Origin of the sequence: Serratia sp. C2(1) (assembly GCF_036352655.1) — a bacterium.
Taxonomy (GTDB): domain Bacteria; phylum Pseudomonadota; class Gammaproteobacteria; order Enterobacterales; family Enterobacteriaceae; genus Serratia; species Serratia inhibens.
On the sequence record NZ_JAZFBA010000001.1, the window covers coordinates 2,476,281 to 2,500,598 of the forward strand.

15 protein-coding genes are annotated in these 24,318 nt (G+C 49.2%); 1 reads left to right on the top strand and 14 read right to left on the bottom strand.

Annotation, left to right across the window (positions count from 1 at the left end):
- Nucleotides 1-123: 123 nt before the first annotated feature.
- The 10 genes from V2S86_RS11610 to V2S86_RS11655 all read right to left on the bottom strand — a co-directional run bounded on the left by V2S86_RS11610 (nt 124) and on the right by V2S86_RS11655 (nt 14,464).
- Nucleotides 124-3,591 (bottom strand): GT99 family glycosyltransferase N-terminal domain-containing protein, encoded by a 3,468-nt coding sequence (locus V2S86_RS11610; protein WP_330762521.1) that lies wholly within the window; start codon nt 3,589-3,591, stop codon nt 124-126.
- Between the two features lie 4 nt (nt 3,592-3,595).
- Nucleotides 3,596-4,915: an ABC transporter ATP-binding protein gene (locus V2S86_RS11615; RefSeq protein ID WP_330762522.1), complete on the bottom strand. Its 1,320-nt coding sequence runs from the start codon at nt 4,913-4,915 to the stop codon at nt 3,596-3,598.
- Nucleotides 4,905-5,738 carry an ABC transporter permease gene (locus tag V2S86_RS11620; protein WP_330762523.1) on the bottom strand — a complete coding sequence of 278 codons (834 nt, stop codon included), beginning with the start codon at nt 5,736-5,738 and terminating at the stop codon, nt 4,905-4,907. Before V2S86_RS11620 ends, V2S86_RS11615 begins: the two co-directional genes overlap by 11 nt.
- 124 nt (nt 5,739-5,862) lie before the next feature.
- Nucleotides 5,863-6,705 (bottom strand): glycosyltransferase family 2 protein, encoded by an 843-nt coding sequence (locus V2S86_RS11625; RefSeq protein WP_330762524.1) that lies wholly within the window; start codon nt 6,703-6,705, stop codon nt 5,863-5,865.
- A 171-nt stretch (nt 6,706-6,876) separates the two neighbouring features.
- The gene (gene rfbD / locus V2S86_RS11630; protein WP_330762525.1) at nt 6,877-7,743 is read right to left on the bottom strand and encodes a dTDP-4-dehydrorhamnose reductase; all 867 of its coding nucleotides are present in this window, start codon (nt 7,741-7,743) and stop codon (nt 6,877-6,879) included.
- Nucleotides 7,743-8,276, bottom strand: a complete 534-nt coding sequence (rfbC, locus tag V2S86_RS11635; RefSeq protein ID WP_004942423.1) for a dTDP-4-dehydrorhamnose 3,5-epimerase — start codon at nt 8,274-8,276, stop codon at nt 7,743-7,745. The genes rfbD and rfbC overlap by 1 nt, the downstream gene beginning before the upstream one ends.
- 390 nt (nt 8,277-8,666) lie before the next feature.
- Nucleotides 8,667-9,683, bottom strand: coding sequence for a UDP-glucose 4-epimerase GalE (gene galE / locus V2S86_RS11640; RefSeq protein ID WP_330762526.1), 1,017 nt, complete (start codon nt 9,681-9,683; stop codon nt 8,667-8,669).
- A 247-nt stretch (nt 9,684-9,930) separates the two neighbouring features.
- Nucleotides 9,931-11,307: a TolC family outer membrane protein gene (locus V2S86_RS11645; protein WP_330762527.1), complete on the bottom strand. Its 1,377-nt coding sequence runs from the start codon at nt 11,305-11,307 to the stop codon at nt 9,931-9,933.
- 2 nt (nt 11,308-11,309) lie between these two features.
- Nucleotides 11,310-12,641, bottom strand: coding sequence for an HlyD family type I secretion periplasmic adaptor subunit (locus V2S86_RS11650; protein WP_330762528.1), 1,332 nt, complete (start codon nt 12,639-12,641; stop codon nt 11,310-11,312).
- Nucleotides 12,642-12,697: 56 nt separating this feature from the next.
- Nucleotides 12,698-14,464 carry a type I secretion system permease/ATPase gene (locus V2S86_RS11655; RefSeq protein WP_330762529.1) on the bottom strand — a complete coding sequence of 589 codons (1,767 nt, stop codon included), beginning with the start codon at nt 14,462-14,464 and terminating at the stop codon, nt 12,698-12,700.
- Between the two features lie 683 nt (nt 14,465-15,147).
- Between V2S86_RS11655 and V2S86_RS11660 the strand changes: the two genes are divergently transcribed.
- Nucleotides 15,148-18,105 (top strand): beta strand repeat-containing protein, encoded by a 2,958-nt coding sequence (locus V2S86_RS11660; protein ID WP_330762530.1) that lies wholly within the window; start codon nt 15,148-15,150, stop codon nt 18,103-18,105.
- A 293-nt stretch (nt 18,106-18,398) separates the two neighbouring features.
- Here V2S86_RS11660 and V2S86_RS11665 read toward each other — a convergent pair whose 3' ends face one another.
- The 4 genes from V2S86_RS11665 to V2S86_RS11680 form a co-directional block, all read right to left on the bottom strand.
- On the bottom strand, nt 18,399-19,724 hold the full coding sequence (locus V2S86_RS11665; RefSeq protein ID WP_330762531.1) for a cellulase family glycosylhydrolase: 1,326 nt from the start codon (nt 19,722-19,724) through the stop codon (nt 18,399-18,401).
- Between the two features lie 225 nt (nt 19,725-19,949).
- Nucleotides 19,950-21,383 carry an undecaprenyl-phosphate galactose phosphotransferase WbaP gene (gene wbaP, locus V2S86_RS11670; RefSeq protein WP_330762532.1) on the bottom strand — a complete coding sequence of 478 codons (1,434 nt, stop codon included), beginning with the start codon at nt 21,381-21,383 and terminating at the stop codon, nt 19,950-19,952.
- A 59-nt stretch (nt 21,384-21,442) separates the two neighbouring features.
- Nucleotides 21,443-22,822: a phosphomannomutase CpsG gene (cpsG, locus tag V2S86_RS11675; protein ID WP_330762533.1), complete on the bottom strand. Its 1,380-nt coding sequence runs from the start codon at nt 22,820-22,822 to the stop codon at nt 21,443-21,445.
- A 63-nt stretch (nt 22,823-22,885) separates the two neighbouring features.
- A complete protein-coding gene (locus tag V2S86_RS11680) occupies nt 22,886-24,301 on the bottom strand; it encodes a mannose-1-phosphate guanylyltransferase/mannose-6-phosphate isomerase (RefSeq protein ID WP_330762534.1) in 1,416 nt (471 codons plus the stop codon).
- Nucleotides 24,302-24,318: the final 17 nt, after the last annotated feature.

Genomic DNA, 24,318 nt, shown 5'->3' on the forward strand with positions numbered 1-24,318 from the left:
GTCACATAATGAGTTTCAGGAGATTGAATTTTAGCCGAAAATCATTCTGTTAATCGGCTATATAAAAAAACCGGCCAGTCTCAGACCGGCCGGTTTTGCACTATGAATCCAACGAGAATGGCATTACGCTCCGGCCGTTTCGGCCTGACGCTCCTTAAATGCCTTAACTTTTTCCGCCAACAGTCGCTCGCTGCTACGGATCATATCGGTATATTGCGTATTCACGAAGCCCCACAACGTCGAGTGCTGATCTTCGGCGTAACCAACCATGAATGGCAATGTCGTGACCACCGTTAATCCCGGCGCAGACTCAAGGTAGCGATCGATAGTGTTATTCTGAGCGTCAGTATTCTTCTCATTCCACTGGCTGATAAGTTCAATACCACGGCGAGAATAGATGTTCATCACCATGCTGGTCATACGGTTAATGTAGACATACTCAATGCCGTCAATTTCTTTTACCGCCAGGATGCTGGTGTCATCGTGCAAATGCGCGATAATACCGGCGAACACATGCCAATCCCACTCAGTGGCACGCAGATGCCCAACGACCTTTTCGAGCTGAATGTCAAAGTCTTCCGGGAATAGCACGTCATCTTCACAAATCATTGCCATTTCGGTTTTGCGATCGGCCAATGTCGACAGCATATACTTATAGCTCATCCCACAGCCAATCCAGCCAATACGGTGACGAACGCCCTCAATGACCTGAAAACCATGCGTTGGTTTACTGAGAAACGCCTGTTTACGCACTGGCGTCTCTGTCAACGACAGGCACAGCTTCGGAATATCGACTTCGTTGTGTGGAATAAAGTCGACGCTGTTCTTATATACCTGAAAATCTATTAAATCGTTAGCCAGCAAATAACGCTTGAAGTAGGTATCAAACTGCGCATCGCTGCAGGTGAAATCAGCAATATCCTGGCGACGACGCGCGTAGAAGCTTTCATCGGCCAACAGTCGCTCAATTTTATCAGCCATGGCATCAATATCACCCACTGGGGCAAAATCAATCACGTTTATCAGATTGTCATGATGCTGAATATCAGAACTGGTTTCGCTGACGATTGGCGTGCCCAGAGACAGCGTTTCATACAGCCGCGTGGTTTCCAGCAAGGCATCTTCATAATAATGAATATTGACGATTAATTTCGCGCGCTGCACCAAACGGGTCAGATCCTGGCCAAACACCTCTGAGGCGATATGCACGTTGAATCGCTGGCTCAGCTGGCGCAGATAATTTTGACGGCGTTCGCAGTTAGGATCGCCATAGAACAGGACGTCCACCGGTTGCTCATCGGGGGCCGGTTGCAGATTATAGCCTGTTTGGCTCAAATGTTCGGCATAGCGATCATAAGAAGATACCGGCATATAGAACAGCTTTTGATATGGCACGCCATGCTGTAGCAGGAACTCGATATTGGTCAATGAATAGTCAAATACTGCAATGGCGCGATCTAAAATGGCAAAGTACTCTGCCGTAAACCAGCGCGGGTTGATTGATTGTTCCATCTGGAATGCGACAAAATTTTGCGGCAACTCCGGGAACATCTGCGGGCAAATGACGATATGCATTTGCCCGCTGTCGGCAGCTGCAGAATATGCATGGATTATGGTGACGCCCAACCCAATATCGGTCAGCGATTTTTGCACCCGATGAGCGACATACAGAGTGTGTCTGGACGCGAGTATCACCACATGCTGGGTATCGATGTGAGTAAGGGGTACAGGTGCGTCCGCGGTATTTTTCGCCACCCTGCGCAGGCTGGATTTCAGCTCGGAAAACTGCCCTCTGGCCACCAGGCCACAAACCGTTTTGGCCTTGCGCCCCAGAGCACGATAGGGCTGCGGGTGACTACGAAATGCATACCAGACTTTTGAGACCAGGGAACGATTGCCGGCGAACCGATGGGTAAAATAGTGACGGGTAAAATCCCGTATCACGCCAAACTCACCGCGGACAACGCGCCCTACCATCCTCACTGGGATGGTCAATTTCCAGGACAGGCTGTTACGCATCTGCACCATTGCAGAATGTTGCTGCTCCAGAACGCCAGCCTTTTGGTTCAACGCTGAGAGCAACGCATTAATTTCATGCGTTTTTTCTCCAACCTCTGAATGTAATACATCAAGCTCATGCTCAAGCTCTTTTGCCCGGTTATTTTCTTCGATGCTTTTCAGTTGCAGCAATAGCTCTTCATGTTGACGCTGTTTTTGCAGCAGAGATTCTTGCAGGTGCAAATTCTCTTCCAACTGCACCTGCATCTGCGTATTTCGCTGATGCAACTGTTCCTCAAGAGAATCGATCAACTGATGCTTTTCGTTAATGCTGTTTTTTTGCTCATCAATAACGCGAAAAATCTCTGCGCGAACGTCATTATCTCGCTTCACACCGTTAGAGATCAGCTCACCGATAGTAATCCCTTTCATGCTTGTCAACTCGTCAGCTCCCGCTGAATAATAATTAATATGGTATCGGACTATGTCGATTTCTGCCGGATTAGACAGGCGGAAATGCAGGTAGTCGGTATCGAACATCAGATCAAATGGCACGAGATAAGCAAACAAGTAGAACGCCATCCTGTTGGCGCGCTCAGACTCGTCGATCACTTCGTTTATAAAACTATAGGAGCTATCACCCAGTATCTGAACGTCCCTTTCCAGCAACAGACTTTCCAATCCAACGCTCGAGTTTATTGTCACAGTTCGTTGACAACGATGAAGAAATTCAAGGCTGTTGGCTGAATGATCGATTTCAGATTGTGCGTTTTGCAGTTGAAAACGACTGCCAGGATGAGGCCGAATCAGTGTGTCCTCACTGGGGCACAAGGTTTGGGCGTATGACAGCAAAGACAAATTATTAAACCCGTTGCTATAGGCAATAATATTTGAATCATCCTCAACCTGCATGACCAGCCCGAGCTCAAACTCAGCGTCCTTTTTCTCCGGTATCTCCGGTAGCAAAACTTGTGCAAAAAATTGGTGTAGTTCGGCCATTGATAACTGAACCTGGCAATCTTGTGCCACTCTCAGATAACGCCTATGCGCCTCAGTATTGCCATTCACACCACTGAAATCAATATAGCCGGTTCCCAAATACATAGGCGCCCGCAGAGGGCCAACTTCAAAGTGGATCACAGGAATTGACAATTCACGCGCCACATTTTCCAGCGATGGGCAGTTACAAATGCTGAGTATCGCTTTGATTCCGGACTTCTTCTTCGTCAGCAACAGCTTTCGTAATTCAAATTCCAGTTCAGGAATACTCTGAGTCAGGAATGCCTGGAACGTCTCAAGCGGATTATGATGATAATTATTCAATAAATGGGCAAACAAGTTATCATCAAGCAGACTGAACTCATGCTGGTTGAACGTTTCTTGGTCCGGCAAGGAATAGCCCAGGTTGTGCATCGTAGGAACGTCGAACTCCCAACGTCCTTGCTCACGCAATTCCTGCGGGTCGCGGAGGTAATCACTACCGGTAATAAAAAGGCTTTTTTCCTTCAGGCCACCAAGCAGGCGATAAAACACCCACAGGTAAGGTGCTTTAACACCCCGGAAAGGATAAGGCGGTAAAAACACAGCTAACATAGCGTTACTCCTCCTCCAGCGAGATTTGTACCGGAGCATGAATGACGCCACCCAATTCTCGCGATGACCAGAACTTCAATCGCATCATCGGCCGACGCTGATCAAGCTCCTCTCGCTGCCCTTTGCCAACCCGTGCCAATCCGCAGTGCACCAGATAATCGCCAGAGTTTATCGGTAGCTTGACCTTGTATATGACATGCTGCTCACCAGGCTTCAACGTAATAGGCACGCCGGCGGCGATATTGCTATCCCCCCAAATGTCCCCCCCTTGAGCCTTGGAAATTGAAACGCCAAGCGCAACGTCTTCAATGACTTCTGAAGAAAGCAGGGTGTAATCCAACGTTAACTCTTCACCGGAGCGCACTAACGGTTTTTCTGACAATGGGGTGCCATCCGATTTATAGATCTGCAGCCCGGCAATAATCGCCCGTGCAGAACCGAAGCGTTTCTCGCCCACATCAACGTTAATCTGTTCCGCTTGAATCGCCTGAAGTGTAGCCACATCCTTGACGTCTGAGTCATCGGCATGCGGACGCTTTTCTTTTGGCGCGGCCTGAGTCAACAACATGCCTTTCTCATAGGCGAGAACCGCCGCCAAAACGTCATGCGTATCCCCCACCAGTTGCCCGTCGTTCATTACCAGACATCGATCGGCATACTCAAGAATACTGCCGGTAGAATGGGTAACCATAATGATAGTCACCCCCTTGGCGCGCAGCGCTTCCATGCGTTTATAGCATTTATACTGGAAGCCGATATCCCCCACGGCCAGTGCTTCGTCGACAATCAGGATCTCCGGCTCGACACAAGCCTGGACGGCAAAGGCCAGACGGACATACATCCCGCTGGAATAGGTTTTTACCGGCTGGTCGATAAACTCGCCAATATCTGCAAAATCAATAATTTCCTGGAAACGTGCGTCAATCTGTTCGCGCGAAAAACCCAAAACGGATCCGTTAAGGTAGACGTTATCACGGCCGGTAAACTCCGGATTAAACCCGGCGCCCAGCTCAAGCAGTGCGGCAATTCGACCATTAACCTGGATCTCGCCTTCCGTCGGCGTCAAGGTACCGCAAATCATCTGCAGCAGGGTCGATTTCCCTGCGCCATTGCGCCCGATAATGCCAACGGTTTCCCCTTTCTTGATGCTAAAGGAGACATCTCTCAGTGCCCAAAACTCGCGAAAGTAACGGCGGGACTCGCGGCGCACCACACGCTGCAATTTAGGCGCAAAGAACTGTTTCAGACGATCGCGCGGACGATCGTAGATCTGGTAGCATTTGCTTAATCCTGTCACTTCGATGGCAATTTCATTAGAGGACATCAGCAAACCCCTTTCTGGTTTTCTGGAAGAAGACAAAACCCAACCACGCGACAGCGCCGGCGGCTACCGTATATATCACCAACCCTTGCCAATCAGGTAAACGTCCCCAAATCAATACGCTACGGGCTTGTTCGATAATGAAAGTCAGTGGATTAAGCATGATCCAGATTCGGTATTTCTCCGGCAAAGCAGTGATCGGGAAGAATACCGGCGATAAAAACATCATTACCGTCGTGATTATCACCGTGGTCTGCCCCACGTCACGAATAAACACGCCTAATGATGCCAATATCCATCCCAACCCGAGGCAGAAAATAACCAAAGGCAAGAAAACCAGCGGCAGGAAAACAATTGTCCAATGCAGGAAACCGTTAAACAGGAAGAATGCGCATAACAACACCACCAAACTGATCATGGTATGGAACAGCGCAGCACACAGCCCAATCACCGGTAGCGTTTCCAAAGGGAAAACCACTTTCTTCACATAGTTGGTATTGCCCAAGATAATTTGGGGGGCTCTGTTGACCACTTCAGCAAAAAAACCGTGAACAATCATGCCAACGAACAGAATAACGGCAAACTGCGTACGGCTCTCATCACCACCAACAGTCCAGCGAGCTTTAAAAACCACCGAGAATACAAAGGTATAGACTATCAGCATAAACAGAGGGTTAAGGAACGACCATGCTAACCCCATTGTGGAGCCTTTATAGCGCCCTACCACCTCACGTTTAGTCATCTGCAGGATAAGAGACTTGAATCCCCATATGTTGCGGATCAGGGCCAACGGCGATAAAGGCTGCTTTTTATGCGGATTGCTCATTCCCCTTCTCCTTGTGTTGCCCTGGCGATGCGCTTCATCGTCCCATTTACAGTAAAAATATACATAATCAATACCTTAATACCGTTAAATATGCCGGCAGCTAAATTTATATTCGCTATGAATGTTACAGATTCCGGTTATTTTCTTTCATAGGAATGCTCTTTAAGCACTGTTGGTTATAATGGCGGCGTTGACGATCGAAAAACCATCCCCACTTGTTAAAATAGGCTATTGCCGAACGTACATGATGGCCCAATAATATCAGGCTTTCATACGACCCTTTGCCAAAGACATGCGTGATTGTCGAGCCTGAAAAGTAGATGATCTCAGTATGTGACAAAGCCCTGCGGCAGAGATCCACATCCTCCAGATACATGAAATAACGCTCGTCAAAACCGTCCAGCTTTTTCAAAAGTGATGCCGTTATCAACATGAAACAGCCCGATACGGTGGGTACAGCAAAATTTTCATCGTAGTTTGCTCCCTGTAATTCATAGGAAACATCCAGCTTTACCCCGATGCGGGGTATAAAACGGCGCAGCAGCAAATTCACCGGCGTTGGCAACAATCTGCAACTGTGCTGGAAACGGCCATCGCTATAGCGTATACGAGGCGAAACAAATTGATGGCTGCCACTACAGGCGAAATGATACAAGCGCGATAAAGCGCCGGCTTCAAAACTGATATCCGGATTACAGATCAGAAAATAATCGCATCGATCGAGATAGCGTTTCATGCACAGGTTGTGCCCATGCCCGAAACCGCCGTTTACCGCAGAATGGATGTAACTTATGCGATCATTTCCCAGGTTGGCGGCCCAATCTGCCCCACCGTTGTTGACCAGGACAATTTGACCAACGCACTGTTCGTTAAGGAGCGAAGTCAGCGTCTCTTCCACTTGCTCATAGCGGTGGTTAAAGAGAACGATAGATGCAACTATCTGAAATTTTTCTTGTTCTACAGCCATGCTGTATCTACTTCCTCAACCCATAATCTATTGCAGTAACAAAAAGTCATGCTATCTGGGTGGTCATAAGGCTCAATGCCGATCGCGATGAGGGGCAAGCGATTCACCTATAAACAAAAACATCAAAGGGGATAACATTATCCCCTTTAATCTCATCCAATTGAAAGATCATTACTGCGATAAAATCTTACGGAGCACAGTTTTAAGCTGTTGTTTCCAAGGGCTTGGTCTAAGGTCCAAAGCGCAGATTTTGTCAGTACTGAGAATCGAGTAAGCGGGACGGGATGCAGGAGTCGGATATTCATGACTCGCAATTGGATTAACTTTCACCTGATGCGGGTACAGGGCGCAGACTTGCGCTTCTTCGAAGATAATTTGCGCAAAATCGAACCAGGAAACCGCACTATCGCCACAGTAGTGATAGATGCCACAAGGCGCTTGCGGTTTTGACAGCATGGCAATGACAGCGGCCGCAATATCGCCGGCATAAGTTGGGCAACCATACTGATCGTTCACTACCCCAAGCTCACCTCGCTGTGCGCCCACGCGCAACATGGTTTTTACGAAGTTGTTACCGTATTCGCTGAATACCCAGGCAGTTCTTATCACGACGGTTTTAGGGTTAGCTTTCAGCGCAGCATGCTCACCATCAAGCTTGGTTTGACCATAAACGCTTTTTGGTGAACAGGGGGTATTTTCACAATAGGGTTCTGACGCAGTACCATCAAAAACATAATCGGTGGATACGTGTACAAAAGGGATATCCAACATTGCCGCTGCGGCCGCTAACAGGCCGGGCCCATCGGTATTAATCGCTCTGGCACGTTCCGGTTCTGACTCGGCCTTATCTACCGCCGTATACGCGGCGGCATTGACAATGGCATCAGGCTTAAACTCAGCAACTGCCTTGGATATGGCGCTTGGATCGGTGATATCCAATTGCTGACTGTCGGTCGCCATCAGCACCCAACCTTCCGGCAAGCGATCGATAAAACAACGCCCGAGTTGCCCCGCAGCGCCGGTCAAAAGTACACGCATTAAAAAAGCTCTCTGAGTAGTTTTCCCTGCAAATCTTTCGGGGACAGCAGTGGCTCGCTGATTGGCCATTCGATACCTACTTCTGGGTCGTTCCAAAGCAGGCAAGCCTCGTTACTCGGATCATAGTAATCGGTACACTTATATTCAAAATCAGCAGATTCTGAAACAACAACAAACCCATGGGCAAGACCCGGCGGCACCCAAAGCTGATTTTTGTTTTCTTCCGACAGGTAAACCCCTACCCATTTCTTGAACGTCGGCGAATCGGGACGAATATCAACAACAACATCGTAGACTTCACCGCGCACTACACGAACCAGCTTACCCTGAGGTTTTGCCGTTTGGAAATGCAACCCACGCAAAACACCGTGTGATGAACGGGAGTGGTTGTCCTGCACAAAATCGACATCTATCCCCAACACTTCCTGGTAACGATCTTTCTGAAAAGTTTCCATGAAAAAACCGCGGTGATCACCGAAAACCTTAGGTTCTATTAGCTTTACACCTGCAACCTGCGTCTCTATTACTCTCATTAGGAACCTGCTCACAAAAAACTTTTACCCAGAGACCCCGAATTATGCTTATGAACACGCGCTATCACTGAGTCTACACTTCATTTTTAAGGTATTTTTGAATGAACCTTAAACAAACTCACGTACGTATGACACAAATAATATATGGTCTGCGAAGGTGTGCGAGACTAGCACAATTAGCCAAAACATCCGACATCATAAAGTAAAAAAAATGCGCAAAGATTTCACCCATTCGCGAAAAAAACCTTGCAACCGATTGTTTTTTCTACTTTGTTTTATGTAAACCTCGGTTATGCTCCATACACAAACGGAGTGTCTGCTTACATTTTATGAAATAACATTTACTCATTACCTATCAAAGACTGCAGGCCCTTAGACCTGCTTTCCCTATTAGCGCTGATAACCCTGGGGGTTTTTCTTCTGCCAATTCCAGGTATCACGCATCATGTCATCAATGCCGCGGCTTACTTCCCAACCCAGTTCTTGGCGTGCCAGGTTCGCATCCGCCCAGAACGCCGGCAGGTCTCCGTCACGACGAGGCAAAATTTGGTAGGGGATTTTTACTCCTGACGCTTTCTCAAAAGCCGTCACCATGGCCAATACCGAGTGCCCTATCCCGGCGCCCAGATTATACGCTTTGAAACCATCAATTTTCTTCAGATGATCCATCGCCATCAGGTGCCCCTCGGCTAAATCCATCACATGGATGTAATCGCGCTCTCCGGTGCCATCTTGCGTCGGGTAGTCACCGCCAAATATCCCCAATTTATCCAGTTTACCTATAGCCACCTGCGCAATATAAGGCAGCAGATTGTTGGGTATGCCATTCGGATCTTCGCCAATCGTTCCCGATTCGTGCGCACCTACCGGATTGAAATAGCGCAAGGCAACAATAGAGAACTGCGGTTCCGCTTTGGCGAAATCTTGCAAAATTTGCTCTACCATCAGCTTTGAAGTGCCATAAGGGCTCGTCGTGCCGCCGATCGGGGTGGTTTCAACGTAAGGGACCGGAGAGTTGGCACCGTAAACCGTTGCAGAAGAGCTAAAAATAAACTGGTGTACCCCCGCACGACGCATTTCTTCAAGCAATATCAAAGTACCGGAAACATTATTTTGATAATACTCGAGCGGTTTGCGGGTCGATTCCCCCACGGCCTTCAGCCCGGCAAAATGAATCACCGATGAAATATCATGCTCATCAAAAATTCGACGCAGGCATTCTCCGTTTTGAATATCCCCTTGGTAGAAAGTCGCTGCTTTTCCCGCCAACTGTTCAACGCGGTGCAGAGACTCCTTTGATGAATTCGACAGATTATCCAGCACAACCACATCTTCGCCGCGCTCCAATAAAACCAACACGGTGTGAGATCCAATATAGCCTGCACCGCCGGTGACTAAAATCGCCATAACAACTCCCTACACGCTCCCGTAGCGCTGAATGTAAAAATTTATACTCCATTCTCACCTGCAAGTCAGTCAGAAATATCCCGTTGCGGGAAAATCTACCCGACTGAATGGAATCCTCGGTACCGACAGGTGAACGGACATCAAGTAAAACACGACTATCCACCTGAATATAAAATAAAAAAAGAGCAGTTAACACTGCTCTTTCAGAGTAAGCATTCGGCAAATTTCCCCGCTAACTCATGATCTGTTAACGCGCCATGGCAAAATACTGAGCCACACGTTTCACATCATGCTCATCCAGGGTACCTGAATCACTTAGCAGGGTGATCCAAGCCTTGATATAGGTATATTTTGCCGATGCCAGATCTTTTTGCGCGCTGTATAACTGCTGCTCTGCATTCAGCACATCTACGTTGACGCGTTGCCCTGCCAGCACGCTTTGGCGGGTAGCCGTAACCTGAGTGGTCGCCGACTTAACCGCCAACTCGTAGGCAGCCAGCTTGGCACGGCTGCTGATGCACAGGTTGAACTGTTTGCGTAAATCATTCAGCGTGGTGCCCGTCTGGGCATCCATTTCATACATCGCCTGCCCATAGCGTGCGGCAGCCTGGCGGGTCGACGCCGAAACGCCGCCTCCTGCATAAATGGGTACGCTGACCTGCACGCCAATGCTGTCGGTGCGATATTTTTGATTTACCGTGTTATCACTGCTGGAATCATTTTCCGAGTGTGAGGCGTAAAGCTGCACCTGGGGCATAAAACCTGCGCGATTTCTTTCCACGTCATATTTCGCCGCATCAACGCCGTGCCGCGATGCCGCCAACATCGGGTTATTTTCCAGAGCGATCTTTTGCCATTCTTCAAACCTGGAAGGGATGAGCGGCGCCACCTGGAATTTTCCTGGGCGCAACGTCTGCAGCTCGTCCAGTTGGTTGAGCGGGACACCAATAATCACCTCCAGCTCGCGCTGAGCGGCATCCAACGCATCACGCGCTTCAATCTCCTGTGCCTCGGCCAGGCTGTAACGAGCCTGGGTCTCCGAAACGTCGGTAATGGTGCCTTCACCGGCCCCCATTAAACGATCGTTCAGCGCCAACTGCTCTTTATAAGCCGCCTTTTGCGCGGAGGCCAGTGCGATCTGGTCTTTCGAGTAAGCTACCTCCACGTAGGCGGAAATCACCCGCACCGCCAAATCCAGAAACTTGCTGCGATAACGTTCGTCAGACATCAGTGTCTGAGCAACACCGGCTTTATAACGCGCATAAGCTTCATAATCGAACAACGGCTGTGTCAGCGTAATCGAGCTGGAATAGCTGCGATACTGCCTGCGCTGGGTGACTTCGCTAACATTGTCAAAAATGTCACGCGCTGGATATTTTTGCGTCTGCCAGTTTCTCGGCGAGTTCTGGTAATTGCCCGATACCTTCGGCAGCAGCCCCGCCCTGCCGATATTTTCGTTTTCGTCTCCTGCCTCTTTCTCTTTTATGGCCGCCCGGAAGGTCGGATCTTTTTCGAGTGCCAGCGAATATGCGTCTAGAATCCCTATCGAATGAACCGGCGCAGATATCGCAAACAAGAGGGTACTGATAGCAAGGCCAGCAACCTGTCGTTTAAATTGAATCAAAATTATTCCTCGGTTAAAGAAGTATGAGCGCGATCCAAAATAGGTTTAAACAGATAACTCAACAGTGAGCGCGACCCCGTCTTCACAAACACCTCAACAGGCATACCTGGTTTGATGTCTTCCCCACTCAGCATCTTCATGCCTTCAGGCGTTACCGTGACCTGCATCTGGTAGTAGGGTTCGCCGTTGGCCTTATCCACCAGCCGATCGGCGGAAACCAGCGTCACCGTTCCCGGTATTTTCGGGGTCTTGTTTTGGTTGAAGGCGGTAAACATCAAATCCACCGGCAACCCGTTGTACACTTTATCGACCAACTCTACCTTCAGGCGAGAATCCACCACCATCGTAGCCTGGCTGGGTACAACGTCCATCAGGTGGTCACCCGCTCCCACGACGCCCCCCTGAGTAAAGATACTTAATCCGACCACGGTGCCATCTACCGACGACGTGATCGCCGTATTGCCGAGATCAAAATTCGCCATTTCAAGCTTATTTCTGAATTCACTGGCATCCATTTGGGTCTGCGCCAACTGGGTTCTGACTTCACGCTGATAATCGGCAAAGCGTTGATCGATCCGCTGCTGAGACTCCTGCAATTGTTTTTGCACTTGGCCAATCCGCCCCACGGTTTCATCGATACTGCTGTTCACCTCGGCAAACTGGCGCTGAACTTCCAGATAGCGGTTGCGCGGCAAGTAGCCGTCCGCGGCCAGCTGTTTCATGCTGTTCATCTGCTCGCGCAGACTCGAAAGCTGGATCTGTTTGTTAACCCGTGAATCCTGCAGGCCTTTTAACTGGAAACGCATGCCGTCCATTGACTGCTTATAGCCGTCAATTTCGCTTTGCAGCCCCAGGCGTCGGGAAGAAAACAACTGTGTTTGCAATGCAATAATTTCGGCCACGCGTGGCTGATCTTTGATTTGCTCAAAAACGGGGGAAAAAGTGACTTTGCTTAATCCATCTCGCTCGGCGAGTAGCCGCCCTTCAGAAGCCAGCGTGGTGTAATACTGATCCCGCAACGAAGCGACCTGAGCCTGCGCCTGCACCTGGCTCAATTGCACCAGCACTTCGCCGGCTTTCACCTTGTCACCTTCTTTAACTGCGATATTTGTGATAATGCCGCTGGCCGGCGCCTGCACCGTTTTACGGTTGCCGGAGACGGTAACGGACCCAGGTGCCGCAACCCCTTTGTCCAGAGGCGCAAATGCCGCCCAGGCGAAAAAGCCAAACAGGCCAAATCCAACCACTAACCATCCCATGCGGGTGAAACGCCGCTCGTCCTGAGGGATCTGCTCTGAATACGAGTCTTGCGGCTCGCCAATGTGCGTAGACATACCAACTCCTTTGACTGCAGGCGACGCATTTCAGCGCCGCCCGGCAAGTTCACGGCTTAATTAATTTGAGTTTTTGGGATATTGCCTTCGTCCGGCTCGGAATTGACTGCGCGAACCGCTGGCTGCGGAGCCTGCGCTTTCTGAGCATTCGCCAGCGCCTGCAACACCTGTTGAGTTGGGCCAAACGCATTGACGGTGCCGTTCACCAACAACAACAACTTGCTGGTCATCGACAGCAGATTGGTTCTATGGGTAATCAGAATCACCGTTTTATTCCGTTGCTTAAGGAAAAGAATCGCCTGATTCAGCGCCTTTTCACCGGCATCATCCAGGTTAGAGTTAGGTTCATCCAACACGATCAGGGAAGGATCGCCATACAGCGCACGCGCCAGCCCAATACGCTGCTTCTGCCCGCCAGACAGCCCCGCGCCACCGTTGCCGATGACCGAATCATAACCATTAGGGAAACGCAGAATCAGTTCATGCACACCAGCCAGTTTGGCGGCCTCAATCACTTTCTCTGAATCAATAGCGTTAAAACGCGCGATATTCTCGGCGATGGTGCCGGCGAACAGTTCAATGTCCTGCGGCAGGTAGCCGATATACGGCCCCAACTCGTCTTTGTTCCATTGATAAATGTCGGCGTTATCGAGCCGTACAATGCCTTCGCTTACTGGCCAAATACCGACCAACAAGCGCGCCAATGTGGACTTACCGGAAGCACTTGGCCCAATAATGCCCAGCACGTCGCCCGGTTGAATGGCAAAACTGACGTTATGCAATACCGCATCGGCTTTGGAACCCGGTGGCGTGGCGGTTACGCCTTCGACCGAGATGACGCCTACAGGCCGAGGCAACGACATGCCCAAGCCGCGCGGCGGGTGCTTATCAAGCAATTTTACCAGGCGTTGATAGGAGAGCTTGGCTGAGCTCCAGCTTTTCCAGACGTTGATCACCTGTTCAATCGGTGCCAACGTGCGCCCCATCAGAATAGAACCGGCAATCATCATGCCGGGAGTAATGTGGCCATCAATCGCCAACCATCCGCCCAGTCCCAGTACCAATGATTGCAGTGAGAGACGAACAAATTTGGTGATTGAGGTAACGGTGGTGGCGCGTTCGCTGGCCACACGTTGGCTGTTGAGGAAGCGCTGGTGCAATGCAAACCAACGCTGTTTAAGATTAGGCAACATGCCCAATGCCTCGATCACTTCGGCATTACGCAAGTTGGTGCTCGCCAGGCTGCTGGACATGATCGACAGCTTGCTCGCCTCGCCCAAAGGTTTCTTGGAAACCATTTCGTTGATAACCGCCAGGGCGATCAGCAACAGCGATCCCACCAGCGCAAACAAGCCAAGCCAAGGGTTGAACAGGAAAATCACCAGCAGATAGATCGGGAACCAGGGCGCATCGAAGAAAGCGAATAAAGCGCTGCCGGTAAGGAATTGGCGAACGGTAGTTAAATCCCCCAGCATCTGTCCTGCATCGGAAGAGCCATTTTTAAGATTTGCCTCATACGCCGCAGTATAAATACGGGTATTCAAGCGCATATCCAACTGGCTGCCGATACGGATAACCACCATGCTGCGGACATATTCTAATAACGCCATCATGCCAAACATGCCCAGCATAATCAGCGTTAACATCAGCAAGGTTATTTCATTACGTGAAGGAAGTACCCTATCGTAGACTTGCAACATATAGATAGAGGGAACGAGCATTAACAAATTAATAAATGCGGTAAATATGCCAACGGTCCAGAAAATTTTACTGCGTGTCCGTATAACATCCGCAATTTCATTACGCGGTATAAATTGGTTCACTTTCTGCCCTTACATCATGTGCACTGTCAGTCCAATCCGCATTGATTTCTTCTAAGGAAATTCCTAAAAAGGAAAAATAAAAAAATCCCAAAGAAGGCTCACCCCAAACCTGCTCGAGACTGCAGATACTTTTTTTTAACTATAGATACATAAACCCAATATCAGCAAGGTCCAAAGCAAAAAAAAATGCGGCATACCTATCATTTTTTTATGTTTTAAAACAAATAATTATACTCCTCTCCGTTACATAAAAATAAACCATTAGTTATTATCAGGCTTTTACCGCCTGCAACCTCTGTTTTCAATATAAACTCCCGACAAAAAAATAATTAGACATCTAATAATAACCATACTCAACGCTTAATTATGAGCTTTTATCATTAATAAAAAAACCATATATAATCAATATGTAAAGAGCGCAAGCCATTACTTTCACGAACATTTAGGAATAGTTACATGGCAAATAAATAAAAAAAATCCTACCGCCTTGACAAAATACCCGTTAGCTCCTTTCCTTAAATTGCGAAAACAAAAATTGCTATTCATGCGCCATCTTTATATGTCGCTGTTTTTGCATGCGTTAACACTAAAAATTCGACCGAATCTCTTCCTGTTAACGATAGTGGAGCAAGGTCACGACATACTTATGACTATTGATATGGGTACATCCAAAGGGGTAACGTATGGCCACATTAGTATCACAGCAAAAAGCAGCGGCTTTATTTCTAGCCATTTCCGGAAAGAACATTGATACTGCGGGTTTAGATTACTATTCACAGAAAATCGAGACTTCTGCCCTTTCACTTGAACAAGTTGCCCAAAAGTTCATTGCAGGTACAGCCAGCCTGAACGGCCGCACGGCATCTGAAATTGTCACTACCATCTACACATCGGTGCATGGCAGTGCTCCCACCAGTCAAGTCTTGGCCGATCTGTTAGCCGGTAACCCAACAACGGCATCCGTAGTTGCAAAAGTTATTTTTGATGTGCTGAACTACAATGGCTTTGATTCGACACTGTTATCGCAACAAAGCACCTTTGAAACCAAAGTTGAAAAATCCCTGTTCCCGGTCGCATCGGCGGCCTCTTCTGCCGGCGCGGCTGATGTGCAGGGCGTCTTCCACGTTGTCGGTCTGACGCAAACGCAGGACGGCATCACCTATTGGGGGACGGTTCTGGCCCAGGGCGGGAAAACTCTCGCAGCCATCGCGCAGACTTTTGTCAACGCCAGCCCATTGAAAACGCTGAGTGACAGCGCTTTCATCAACGCTATTTTCCAAAACAGTTATGAACGCGCGCCGACTGCCGCCGAAAGCAGCAGCTATCTTGCACTGTTAAGCGGCGGTTCAACACGCGGTGACGTGGTTGCACAGGTGATTAGTGCATTGAAAGGTACCGTTGCTGCCGGTGATACCACGGCTCAACAACATTTCCAGGCGGCTACTCACGTTTGGCAACCAGGCGAACTGCCGGCACTGAACCTCCAGGAGCAAGTCGCAGCAATCTATCTGGGCGTCCCGGGTCGTGGCGTTGACTCCGCAGGTCTGGATACCTGGAGCAAGCAACTTTTCGCCGGTAAGACCTACGCACAGGTTATCACCACGCTGATCAACTCTGCAGAATCGCAGAGAAAAGGTGGCCAGTTAACCGGTGACGACTTCGTTCAACACGTATTTACCTTGGTGCATGGCGTTGCTGCCACTGCAGCGCAATTAGCCAGTTACGGCGCATTGGGCGACAAAACGGCAATTACTCAGGCCATCATTAACGACCTGCGTGGCTCCGTGGCGACAGATGCAGCAACCGTGACTCAGCAGCACGATTTTGAATTTGATATCGGTACCAGCTTGTTGTACAAAACTGCGGCCTCCCTGAGCACAACCGCGGCCGGTGGCAATGCCACCGGCACTGTGAATACCGGGGCGTCACACCAGATCAGTAATGCAGAAACTGCGGTATTGACCGATGTCCTGCTTGCTGCCAATGCCGCCAGCGTCGTTAACCTGAAGTTCGCCGATCATCTGGCGAATCTGACCATTAACGGTACCAGCGCAGCAACGGTCAACCTGTCAGACAACGGGGTTAACCCGGGTGTTGATATCACCGTAAATAACGGCAACGTTATCCTTAACGCCAGCTCCGGCGCGGATGATGTGCTGGTTACCGCTACGGCGGCTGTCGCTACCGCTACCGGTGACTTTAATCTGGGCGCAGGGAATGACTCGCTGAAATGGTTGGGTAATGCTGCGGTTGGCGGTGCCAATACCGTAGGTGCAGGCGTTTCCGGCAACGGTGGTGCTGGTATTGACACCATCTCCGCGAACTTCATTACCAAGAATGTCGTGATGTCAGGCAACACCGTTGTTCGTACCGCGACAATTACCAGTAACTCTGCGCAGTTCAGCAACTTTGAGAAGCTGGATTTGGCCGGCTACATTGGTAAAGCAACGGTAAGCAGCGGTTCAACTGCAGCAAACCATACCTTTGACTTTGGTGTGCTAACCGGCAATGCCGTTTCGGAATCCAGCACCACAGGGCTGACCAATAACGTCGTTCAGGCTGCAACCTCTAACATCGGTTCACAAGGCTTTGTGCTCTCTGGCCTGGCTGAAGCGGTGAAAGTGATTAACGCCGCCGGCGGTAGCTCGGCGCAACTGGAAGTGACCGGGAATGCGACTGCGGCAAGCAGCGTGGAAATTACTTTCCTGCAGAATGCGACCAATCACTTTGATGTCAATTTTACCGCTACAAGCTCTGCGGATGTGAATGCAGGCTCTCTGGCGTTGAACAGCAGCAGTAGCCTGTTGGTGCCAACGGCATTGACCGACGTGAACATCGCCTCTGGCGGCACCGGTGATTTCGACAACATTCTGGCGCTGACCGGGACCAATGCGCAGGTACAAAACATCACCGTTACCGGCGATCACTTGCTTGACCTGACTCTGGGTAGCGGTTACAGCAACGTGCGTGATATCGATGCATCGGCCAACACTGGCGGCCTGAATCTTGATTCAAGCCACGGTGGTACCGGCGACGGCATCATCATTCAGTTGCTGAACATTCTGCCGCTGAGTGCTGCCACTACCGCGCTGCTGGCACCGGTTCTGACGGCTCTGGGTCTGAATGGTTACCAACTGACAGTGGAAGGCTCCACTGCTGCCGACAACCTGGCGGCGATCGGCAATACCACGTTGACCGGTGGGAGTGGTGTAAATACCTTCGAAGCGAAGGCCAGTAATACTCAGGCCGGTATCACCATCTCCGATTTTGACAGCACCAAAGACAAGATTGTCGACGTTGCTTCTGCCTTGACCATTTCTGGCGATACCAGCGGCACGGCGGTGGCGGATTACGGCACTCGTGCTTCTGATACTCTGGATGCTCTGCTGGGTACTTTGGTGGGCGGTCTCACCAACGGCGTTATCGGGCTGTTGGGCGGTATCCTCGGTCTGGACAACAGTAACTCACTGACCGCTAAAGTCGGCGTGGCATCTGTGGTGTTCGGCGGTGCAGGCGACAATGCCAGCTCCTACGTGATTGTCGATAACAACGATAACCATGCTTTGGATCTCGGCGACAGCGTTGTTTACCTGACTGGGCAAAACCATCAGCAACTGATTGATACTCTGCATTACGCTTAAGGGTATATTTCGCAGGCTGGCTCTTTTCGTGAGAACCGCCAGTTGTTGAAGGATATGAGTAAGTAATTTGAATGCCGGCCAGTTAATCCTGACCGGCATTTTTATTATCTGGGGGAAGCGAAAGGCTCAGAACGAGCAAGAAAATGTCAAAAGAGGAGATTGCTGGCTAGCAATGACTCGTAGTAGCGGTGACGAAAAGGCAAAAAAAATCCGAAAACGCTAACGTTTCCGGATTTTCACAAGAGACGAGATTCAACGAACCTTATCCAAACAGTTATCTACCGCCACTGTGATTACCAGGGCGAGCTAATCGGCGAATTGGAGCGCATCATTACCGGGACATCACCATCAGGCGTTGCAGTATTACCTTGCAACTCTTTCAATGGCGTGGCCTTTTGCTGCTGCTGAGCCGTATCGCTGGACATCAAACTGCGCAGGCTCGAAGCAATTCCGCTGGATGGCTGTGTTACCGGTTTTTCCTGCCAGAACAACATTGCATGTTGATTATTGCCTTTCAGTGCAATAGAGATTTTCCCTCCTGGCAAAGCCTGATATTTCTCTACCGTATACGAACGGGCAATATCAGCCACTTTACTGAAAGCCAGCATCGACGGCTTCGGCTGACCGTCACGGGTCAACAAGCCAAAGCGATGCTCATTAATCTTCGGATTATCACCATCGTCGAGTAGATCATACCACCACACGCCTTTGATATACGGCCGCGATTTCGCCAGGAAGGTATACTTCACGATATACTGCGCAGCCAGGTCTTTCGACAATCCTCCCTTACCCTCATAGGTCGGCACTCCTACCTCGGTAATATAGATAGGTACATCACGGCCTGCGGCCTTGGAAAGCCTGGCCTCAAATTGGTCTATTACACCGAGATTGCCCTCAGGCGCCCGCACGGCATAATTGTCATTGCCATATGAGTATGGATGAATGGATAGACCATCGACGTAATTAAGCACGCCCAATTTGACGATCTTATCAACCCAGGAAGGATCACGCGTCCCTGTCGGGTTGGCAGATCCCGTCATGACAATCGCATTAGGATCCGCCTTTTTGACTGCGGCAGCCGTTGCTTTCACGAGTGCGACAAAAACTTCTGGCGGAGGCGGGTTACGGGGTTTCGGTTTAATCGCCGTGGCATTTGTCCATTCATTCCAGATTTCGTAATATTTGATTTTGCCTTTGTATTTTGACGCCGTCCAATAAGCATAGTTGGCGAAGGCATTAATCGCTTCCGGGGTTGTCGGATAACCTGATGGATCGTAAAGCTTATTGCCATAAGCCAATACCAACAACCCGTTCAAACCATATTTAGGCCCGTCATTAAACGCCTGATCGGCCTTCTGCATATTGCCGGTAATGGCATACTGCCCTTTTTGCTGCTCTAACCCTCCCCAGGGAAAATCCGCACGATAGGAAGTAAAGCCATAACGCTTTATCAACTCTAGATAGTTGTCCGGATCTTTCGGATACCAGCGAAAATGTGAATGAATCCCAACTTCAAAAGCAGCTGCATAGTTGCTGAACAGCATCAATGGCAAAATGGCACAGGCCAGCAGTTTCGTTTTACCAGCTATCAAACTCTGCTTACAAAATACGCTAGTCAAAATTTACCTCCAACTACAGATGGAAATCAAACGGTTACCCATACCCCAGAGAAATCGAGACTCCCTCTCCGCCACTGGCAAAAATCAGATCTTACTCAAAAATCGTAGCACTAAAAAATCAATGCTTCTTAAATCGATATCTCAGTACGTCGAGCAACACAAAAAAAACAACCTTCGCAGGTAAAAACCCACGAAGGTTGTCCGTGCTTGTGCTTGTATCAGAACTCAGTAGGCACCATCACGTTTCAGAACCACAGAGATGGTCTTGAACAAAATGACAATGTCATTCCACAGCGCCCAGTTTTTGACGTACCAAGAATCGAAATACACGCGAGTATCATAGTCGATGTCATTACGTCCGCTGACCTGCCACAGGCCGGTCATGCCTGGCTTGGCCATCAGGTAATAATCAACATCGCCGGCATAACGTTCCAGTTCTGCCTCAATGATTGGTCGAGGCCCTACCAGACTCATCTCACCACGGAACACATTCCATAGCTGCGGTAACTCATCCAGGCTGGTCTTGCGAATAAACGCTCCCACCCGAGTGATACGCGGATCGCATTTCAACTTAAAGTCTTTATCCCATTCGGCGCGCGCCTCAGGATCTCGAGCCAGGAGTTCCTCCAGCACCTCTTTAGAATTCAGCACCATCGAGCGGAATTTAAGACATTTAAATCTCTTGCCATTATGGCCGACACGTTCATGACCATAGATTGGTTTCCCACCGTCTCGCGATACCAAAATAGCCAGAATGCACAATATCGGAGACAACATAATCATGATTGCCAACGAACCAAAAATATCGAAAGCTCGTTTGATAAAGCGTGATGAGCGCTTGGCCAGATTATTATTTACCCGCAGGATCATAACTTCATGACTGAAGATAAAACTCATGTCGGTTCCGTATAACGGCACGCCGCGCAGCGTCGGGATCACTGAAACAGACCTGCAGTCGTGTTTCGCCAGATTTTTCAGCCACCAGTCTCTCAATGCATGCTGTTCAAACTCTAGGGCAACAATAAACTGGGTATTTTCAGTATCGACGCAATCCCATAAAGCCTGTTCACTATTGATAACCGGTACACCGAAATAGTGATCCTCACAGGGAGTTTCAGTACAAACGAAAGCAACTACATCGAATCCCATGACCTCTTCGCTTTGTAAGGCAGCATAAGCCTCGAATGCGTTCTTGCCGGAACCGATAATAATCGTCTGCTTTTTCCATAAGCCTAACTTATTCAATAGCTTTTTGGTCAGAGCACGCCCAAGGGGAACCAGTACAATCATTATTCCCCAGGAAAACATCCAGATATAACGCGAAAAATGCCACTTGGAGAAAGCAACCAGAGCCAGATCCAGGATGGCAAAAATGAACAGCGTTCGGATCACTTCCTTCAATTCAAACCAGAACGGTTTGCGATAGGTATAGTGACGCAAACGAGTCCAAAACCAAAATACACAAAGCAGAGAAAGGATAAACTGCGCCAATACTCGAACGCCGAATTCCTGAGGTGGGACAAACTCATCCAGCCCCCCCATCACTTTATGAATGATAAAATACGCCAGATAAACAGCAAGGTTGAAGAAGAGTATATCTGACGCTGCCAGCATCAACTTTGATGCCATATTCCTGAACAGCCCTTTAGTCTGCTTCATCGATTTTTCCACGTTATATGAATTGTTTTCACTGAAGCTTTTTGTCAGATACTTTCCCTTCATGCTTTCTTGCGCAAGATTGTCAGAATTTCATCTGTTTTTTCCTGCATAAGAGCGACGTCCCCACGCGACTCTACATTCAACCGGACGACGGGTTCAGTATTAGAACTCCGCAGGTTAAAGCGCCAGTTATCGAACTCAAGACTGATACCATCCGTAGTATCAAAGACCGATGCCTGCGCCTGATAACTCGCCAATACGCGCTCAATAGCCGCTTTAGGATCGTCGAGGTGACTGTTGATCTCCCCAGAAGCCGGATAAGTTGCCATACGTTGTTCAACCATCTGACTCAACGACTGGTTTTTAATACTCAACAGTTCCGCTACCAGTAACCATGGGATCATGCCGCTATCGCAGTATGAGAATTCGCGGAAATAATGGTGAGCACTCATTTCACCGCCATACACGGCATCTTCCAAACGCATACGCTCTTTAATGAATGCATGGCCAGTTTTGGACATCACCGGCACCCCACCCGCCTGGACGACTACGTCGATGGTGTTCCAGCTTAGACGGGGATCGTGGATTATTTTCGCACCCGCTTCCTTCTCCAGGAACGCTGCAGCCAGTAACCCTACAATATAGTATCCTTCGATAAAACCGCCATCTGCATCGAACAAGAAACAGCGGTCGAAATCGCCATCAAACGCGATCCCCATATCTGCCTGGTGCTTGCGCACTGCCTGAGCAGTGTCCTCACGACACTCCGGCAGCAGTGGGTTAGGGATCCCATTAGGGAAGTTGCCATCCGGTTGGTGATGTACTTTGATAAACTCCACAGGGACATCAAGCTGTTTGAAACGCGCTTCAATCGCGTCAATGACATGACCCGCAGCGCCATTTCCTGAGTTGATCACCAACTTGAGCGGCTTCAGCTTAGCGGGATCGATGTAGCCCAGCAGATGATCCACATACTCTTTTTCAACAGAAATCTGCTTATAACCGCCACGCTGCGACTCAACCACAGGTGCAAATTCGTTAGCCTCAGCCAAGCGCTGTATATCCCGCAGACCGGTATCACCACTGATTGGCTTGGCCTGGCTACGGACCAGTTTCATGCCGTTATAATCCATCGGGTTATGGCTCGCCGTCACTTCGATACCGCCATCGATACCCAAATGGAAAGTGGCGAAATAAATTTCTTCAGTGCCGCTCAACCCGATATCCAGTACATCAACTCCCGCATCACGCAAACCATCGGCCAACGCCAACTTAAGCTCTTCGCTGGTCAGTCGAACATCACCACCAACCACAACGCTTTTCGGTTTCAAGAATTCGCCATACGCGCGCCCGATGCGATAGGCAATATCGTTGTTCAGTTCTTCGCCAAGGCGGCCACGAATATCATAAGCTTTGAAGCAAGTTAATGTTTTAGACATTAGTAAAATCCTTAACCGAAATAAAATCTGAGAGCGCTGGGGAATACCCGCAGCGCAAAATAATTAATTGTGTTGTTCTGTATTGACGATACGTACGATGTCATCTTCACCTAAATACGCACCGGACTGAATTTCAATCAAATCCAAAGGTATTTTCCCTGGATTCTCCAGAGAATGCTCAACGCCCAATGGAATATAAATGGACTCATTTTCACTGATCAGCTGCGTCTTGCCGTTGGTATTGACTTTTGCCGTCCCCGAGACCACAACCCAGTGCTCTGAACGGTGATGATGCATCTGCAAAGACAGCTTCTCGCCTGGCTTAACGGTTATACGACGCACCTGGAAACGATCGCCTTGCGCAATCGCATCGTGTTTGCCCCACGGACGATAAACTTCACGGTGCTGTTTGCTTTCGGAACGCTGTTGCTTTTTGAGCTGGTTAACGATTTCCTTGACGTCCTGCACTTTATCTTTATTAGCGATCAGCACGGCATCTTTAGTTTCAACCACGACCAGATTATCGACGCCGACAGTTGCCACCAGTTTGTGCTCAGCGCGGATGTAGTTATTCGAACAGTCGTGCTCCAACACGTCACCAAAGGTCGAATTGCCTTTGATATCCTTCTCGCTAATTTCCCACAGCGCCGACCATGAGCCGACATCATTCCAGCCGGCATCCAGTGGAACAACAACTGCATCTGCAGTCTGCTCCATGACCGCGTAGTCAACAGACTCATCCGGACAGGCCACAAAGGATTCGCGATCTACGCGAATAAAGTCCAAATCTGGTGAAAGGTGCGCCAATGATTTTTGACAAGCGTCCAGAATATCCGGGCGGAAACGACCTAACTCTTCCAAGTAGCGGCTGGCTTTAAACAGGAACATGCCACTATTCCACAGATACTCCCCGCTGTTCAGGTATTCCCGGGCTGTTTCGAGATTAGGTTTTTCAACAAAGCGAGATACGCCACAGATAGTGGAACCATCCACGCTGGCGCCTTTTTGAATATAGCCATAACCGGTTTCCGGCCCCGTTGGGACAATACCGAAAGTCGCCAGCTTACCGGCTTCCGCGTAGGGGATTGCCTGATTAACTGCATCTCGGAAAGTCGCTTCGTCCTGAATAACATGGTCTGCGGCCAAAACAAGCAACAACGGATCATCACCATTGGCGGTAGCTTGCAGCGCAGCCAATGCAATAGCGGGTGCCGTATTACGGCCAACCGGCTCCAGGATGATATTATGCGAAAGACGAGTGATCTGACGCAGTTGCTCCGCTACGATGAAGCGGTGTTCTTCATTACAGATCACTAAAGGATCGATAATATCCAGCCCTTTTAACCGCATAACAGTGGTCTGTAACATCGAGAATTCGTTACATAAGGCTAAAAATTGCTTGGGAAACAGCTCACGTGACATTGGCCATAAACGGCTCCCTGTTCCCCCGGCCATAATTACTGGATAAAGATTACTCATTTTCGAATTCCTACAGT

Bases quoted from the DNA above. Each gene is read 5' to 3' on its own strand.
- galE (WP_330762526.1), bottom strand. From the start codon at position 9,683: ATGGCGATTTTAGTCACCGGCGGTGCAGGCTATATTGGATCTCACACC.
- wbaP (WP_330762532.1), bottom strand. From the start codon at position 21,383: ATGAAGCAGACTAAAGGGCTGTTCAGGAATATGGCATCAAAGTTGATG.
- V2S86_RS11620 (WP_330762523.1), bottom strand. From the start codon at position 5,738: ATGAGCAATCCGCATAAAAAGCAGCCTTTATCGCCGTTGGCCCTGATC.
- rfbD (WP_330762525.1), bottom strand. From the start codon at position 7,743: ATGCGTGTACTTTTGACCGGCGCTGCGGGGCAACTCGGGCGTTGTTTT.
- V2S86_RS11615 (WP_330762522.1), bottom strand. From the start codon at position 4,915: ATGTCCTCTAATGAAATTGCCATCGAAGTGACAGGATTAAGCAAATGC.
- V2S86_RS11650 (WP_330762528.1), bottom strand. From the start codon at position 12,641: ATGTCTACGCACATTGGCGAGCCGCAAGACTCGTATTCAGAGCAGATC.
- V2S86_RS11625 (WP_330762524.1), bottom strand. From the start codon at position 6,705: ATGGCTGTAGAACAAGAAAAATTTCAGATAGTTGCATCTATCGTTCTC.
- V2S86_RS11680 (WP_330762534.1), bottom strand. From the start codon at position 24,301: ATGAGTAATCTTTATCCAGTAATTATGGCCGGGGGAACAGGGAGCCGT.
- cpsG (WP_330762533.1), bottom strand. From the start codon at position 22,822: ATGTCTAAAACATTAACTTGCTTCAAAGCTTATGATATTCGTGGCCGC.
- rfbC (WP_004942423.1), bottom strand. From the start codon at position 8,276: ATGAGAGTAATAGAGACGCAGGTTGCAGGTGTAAAGCTAATAGAACCT.
- V2S86_RS11610 (WP_330762521.1), bottom strand. From the start codon at position 3,591: ATGTTAGCTGTGTTTTTACCGCCTTATCCTTTCCGGGGTGTTAAAGCA.
- V2S86_RS11660 (WP_330762530.1), top strand. From the start codon at position 15,148: ATGGCCACATTAGTATCACAGCAAAAAGCAGCGGCTTTATTTCTAGCC.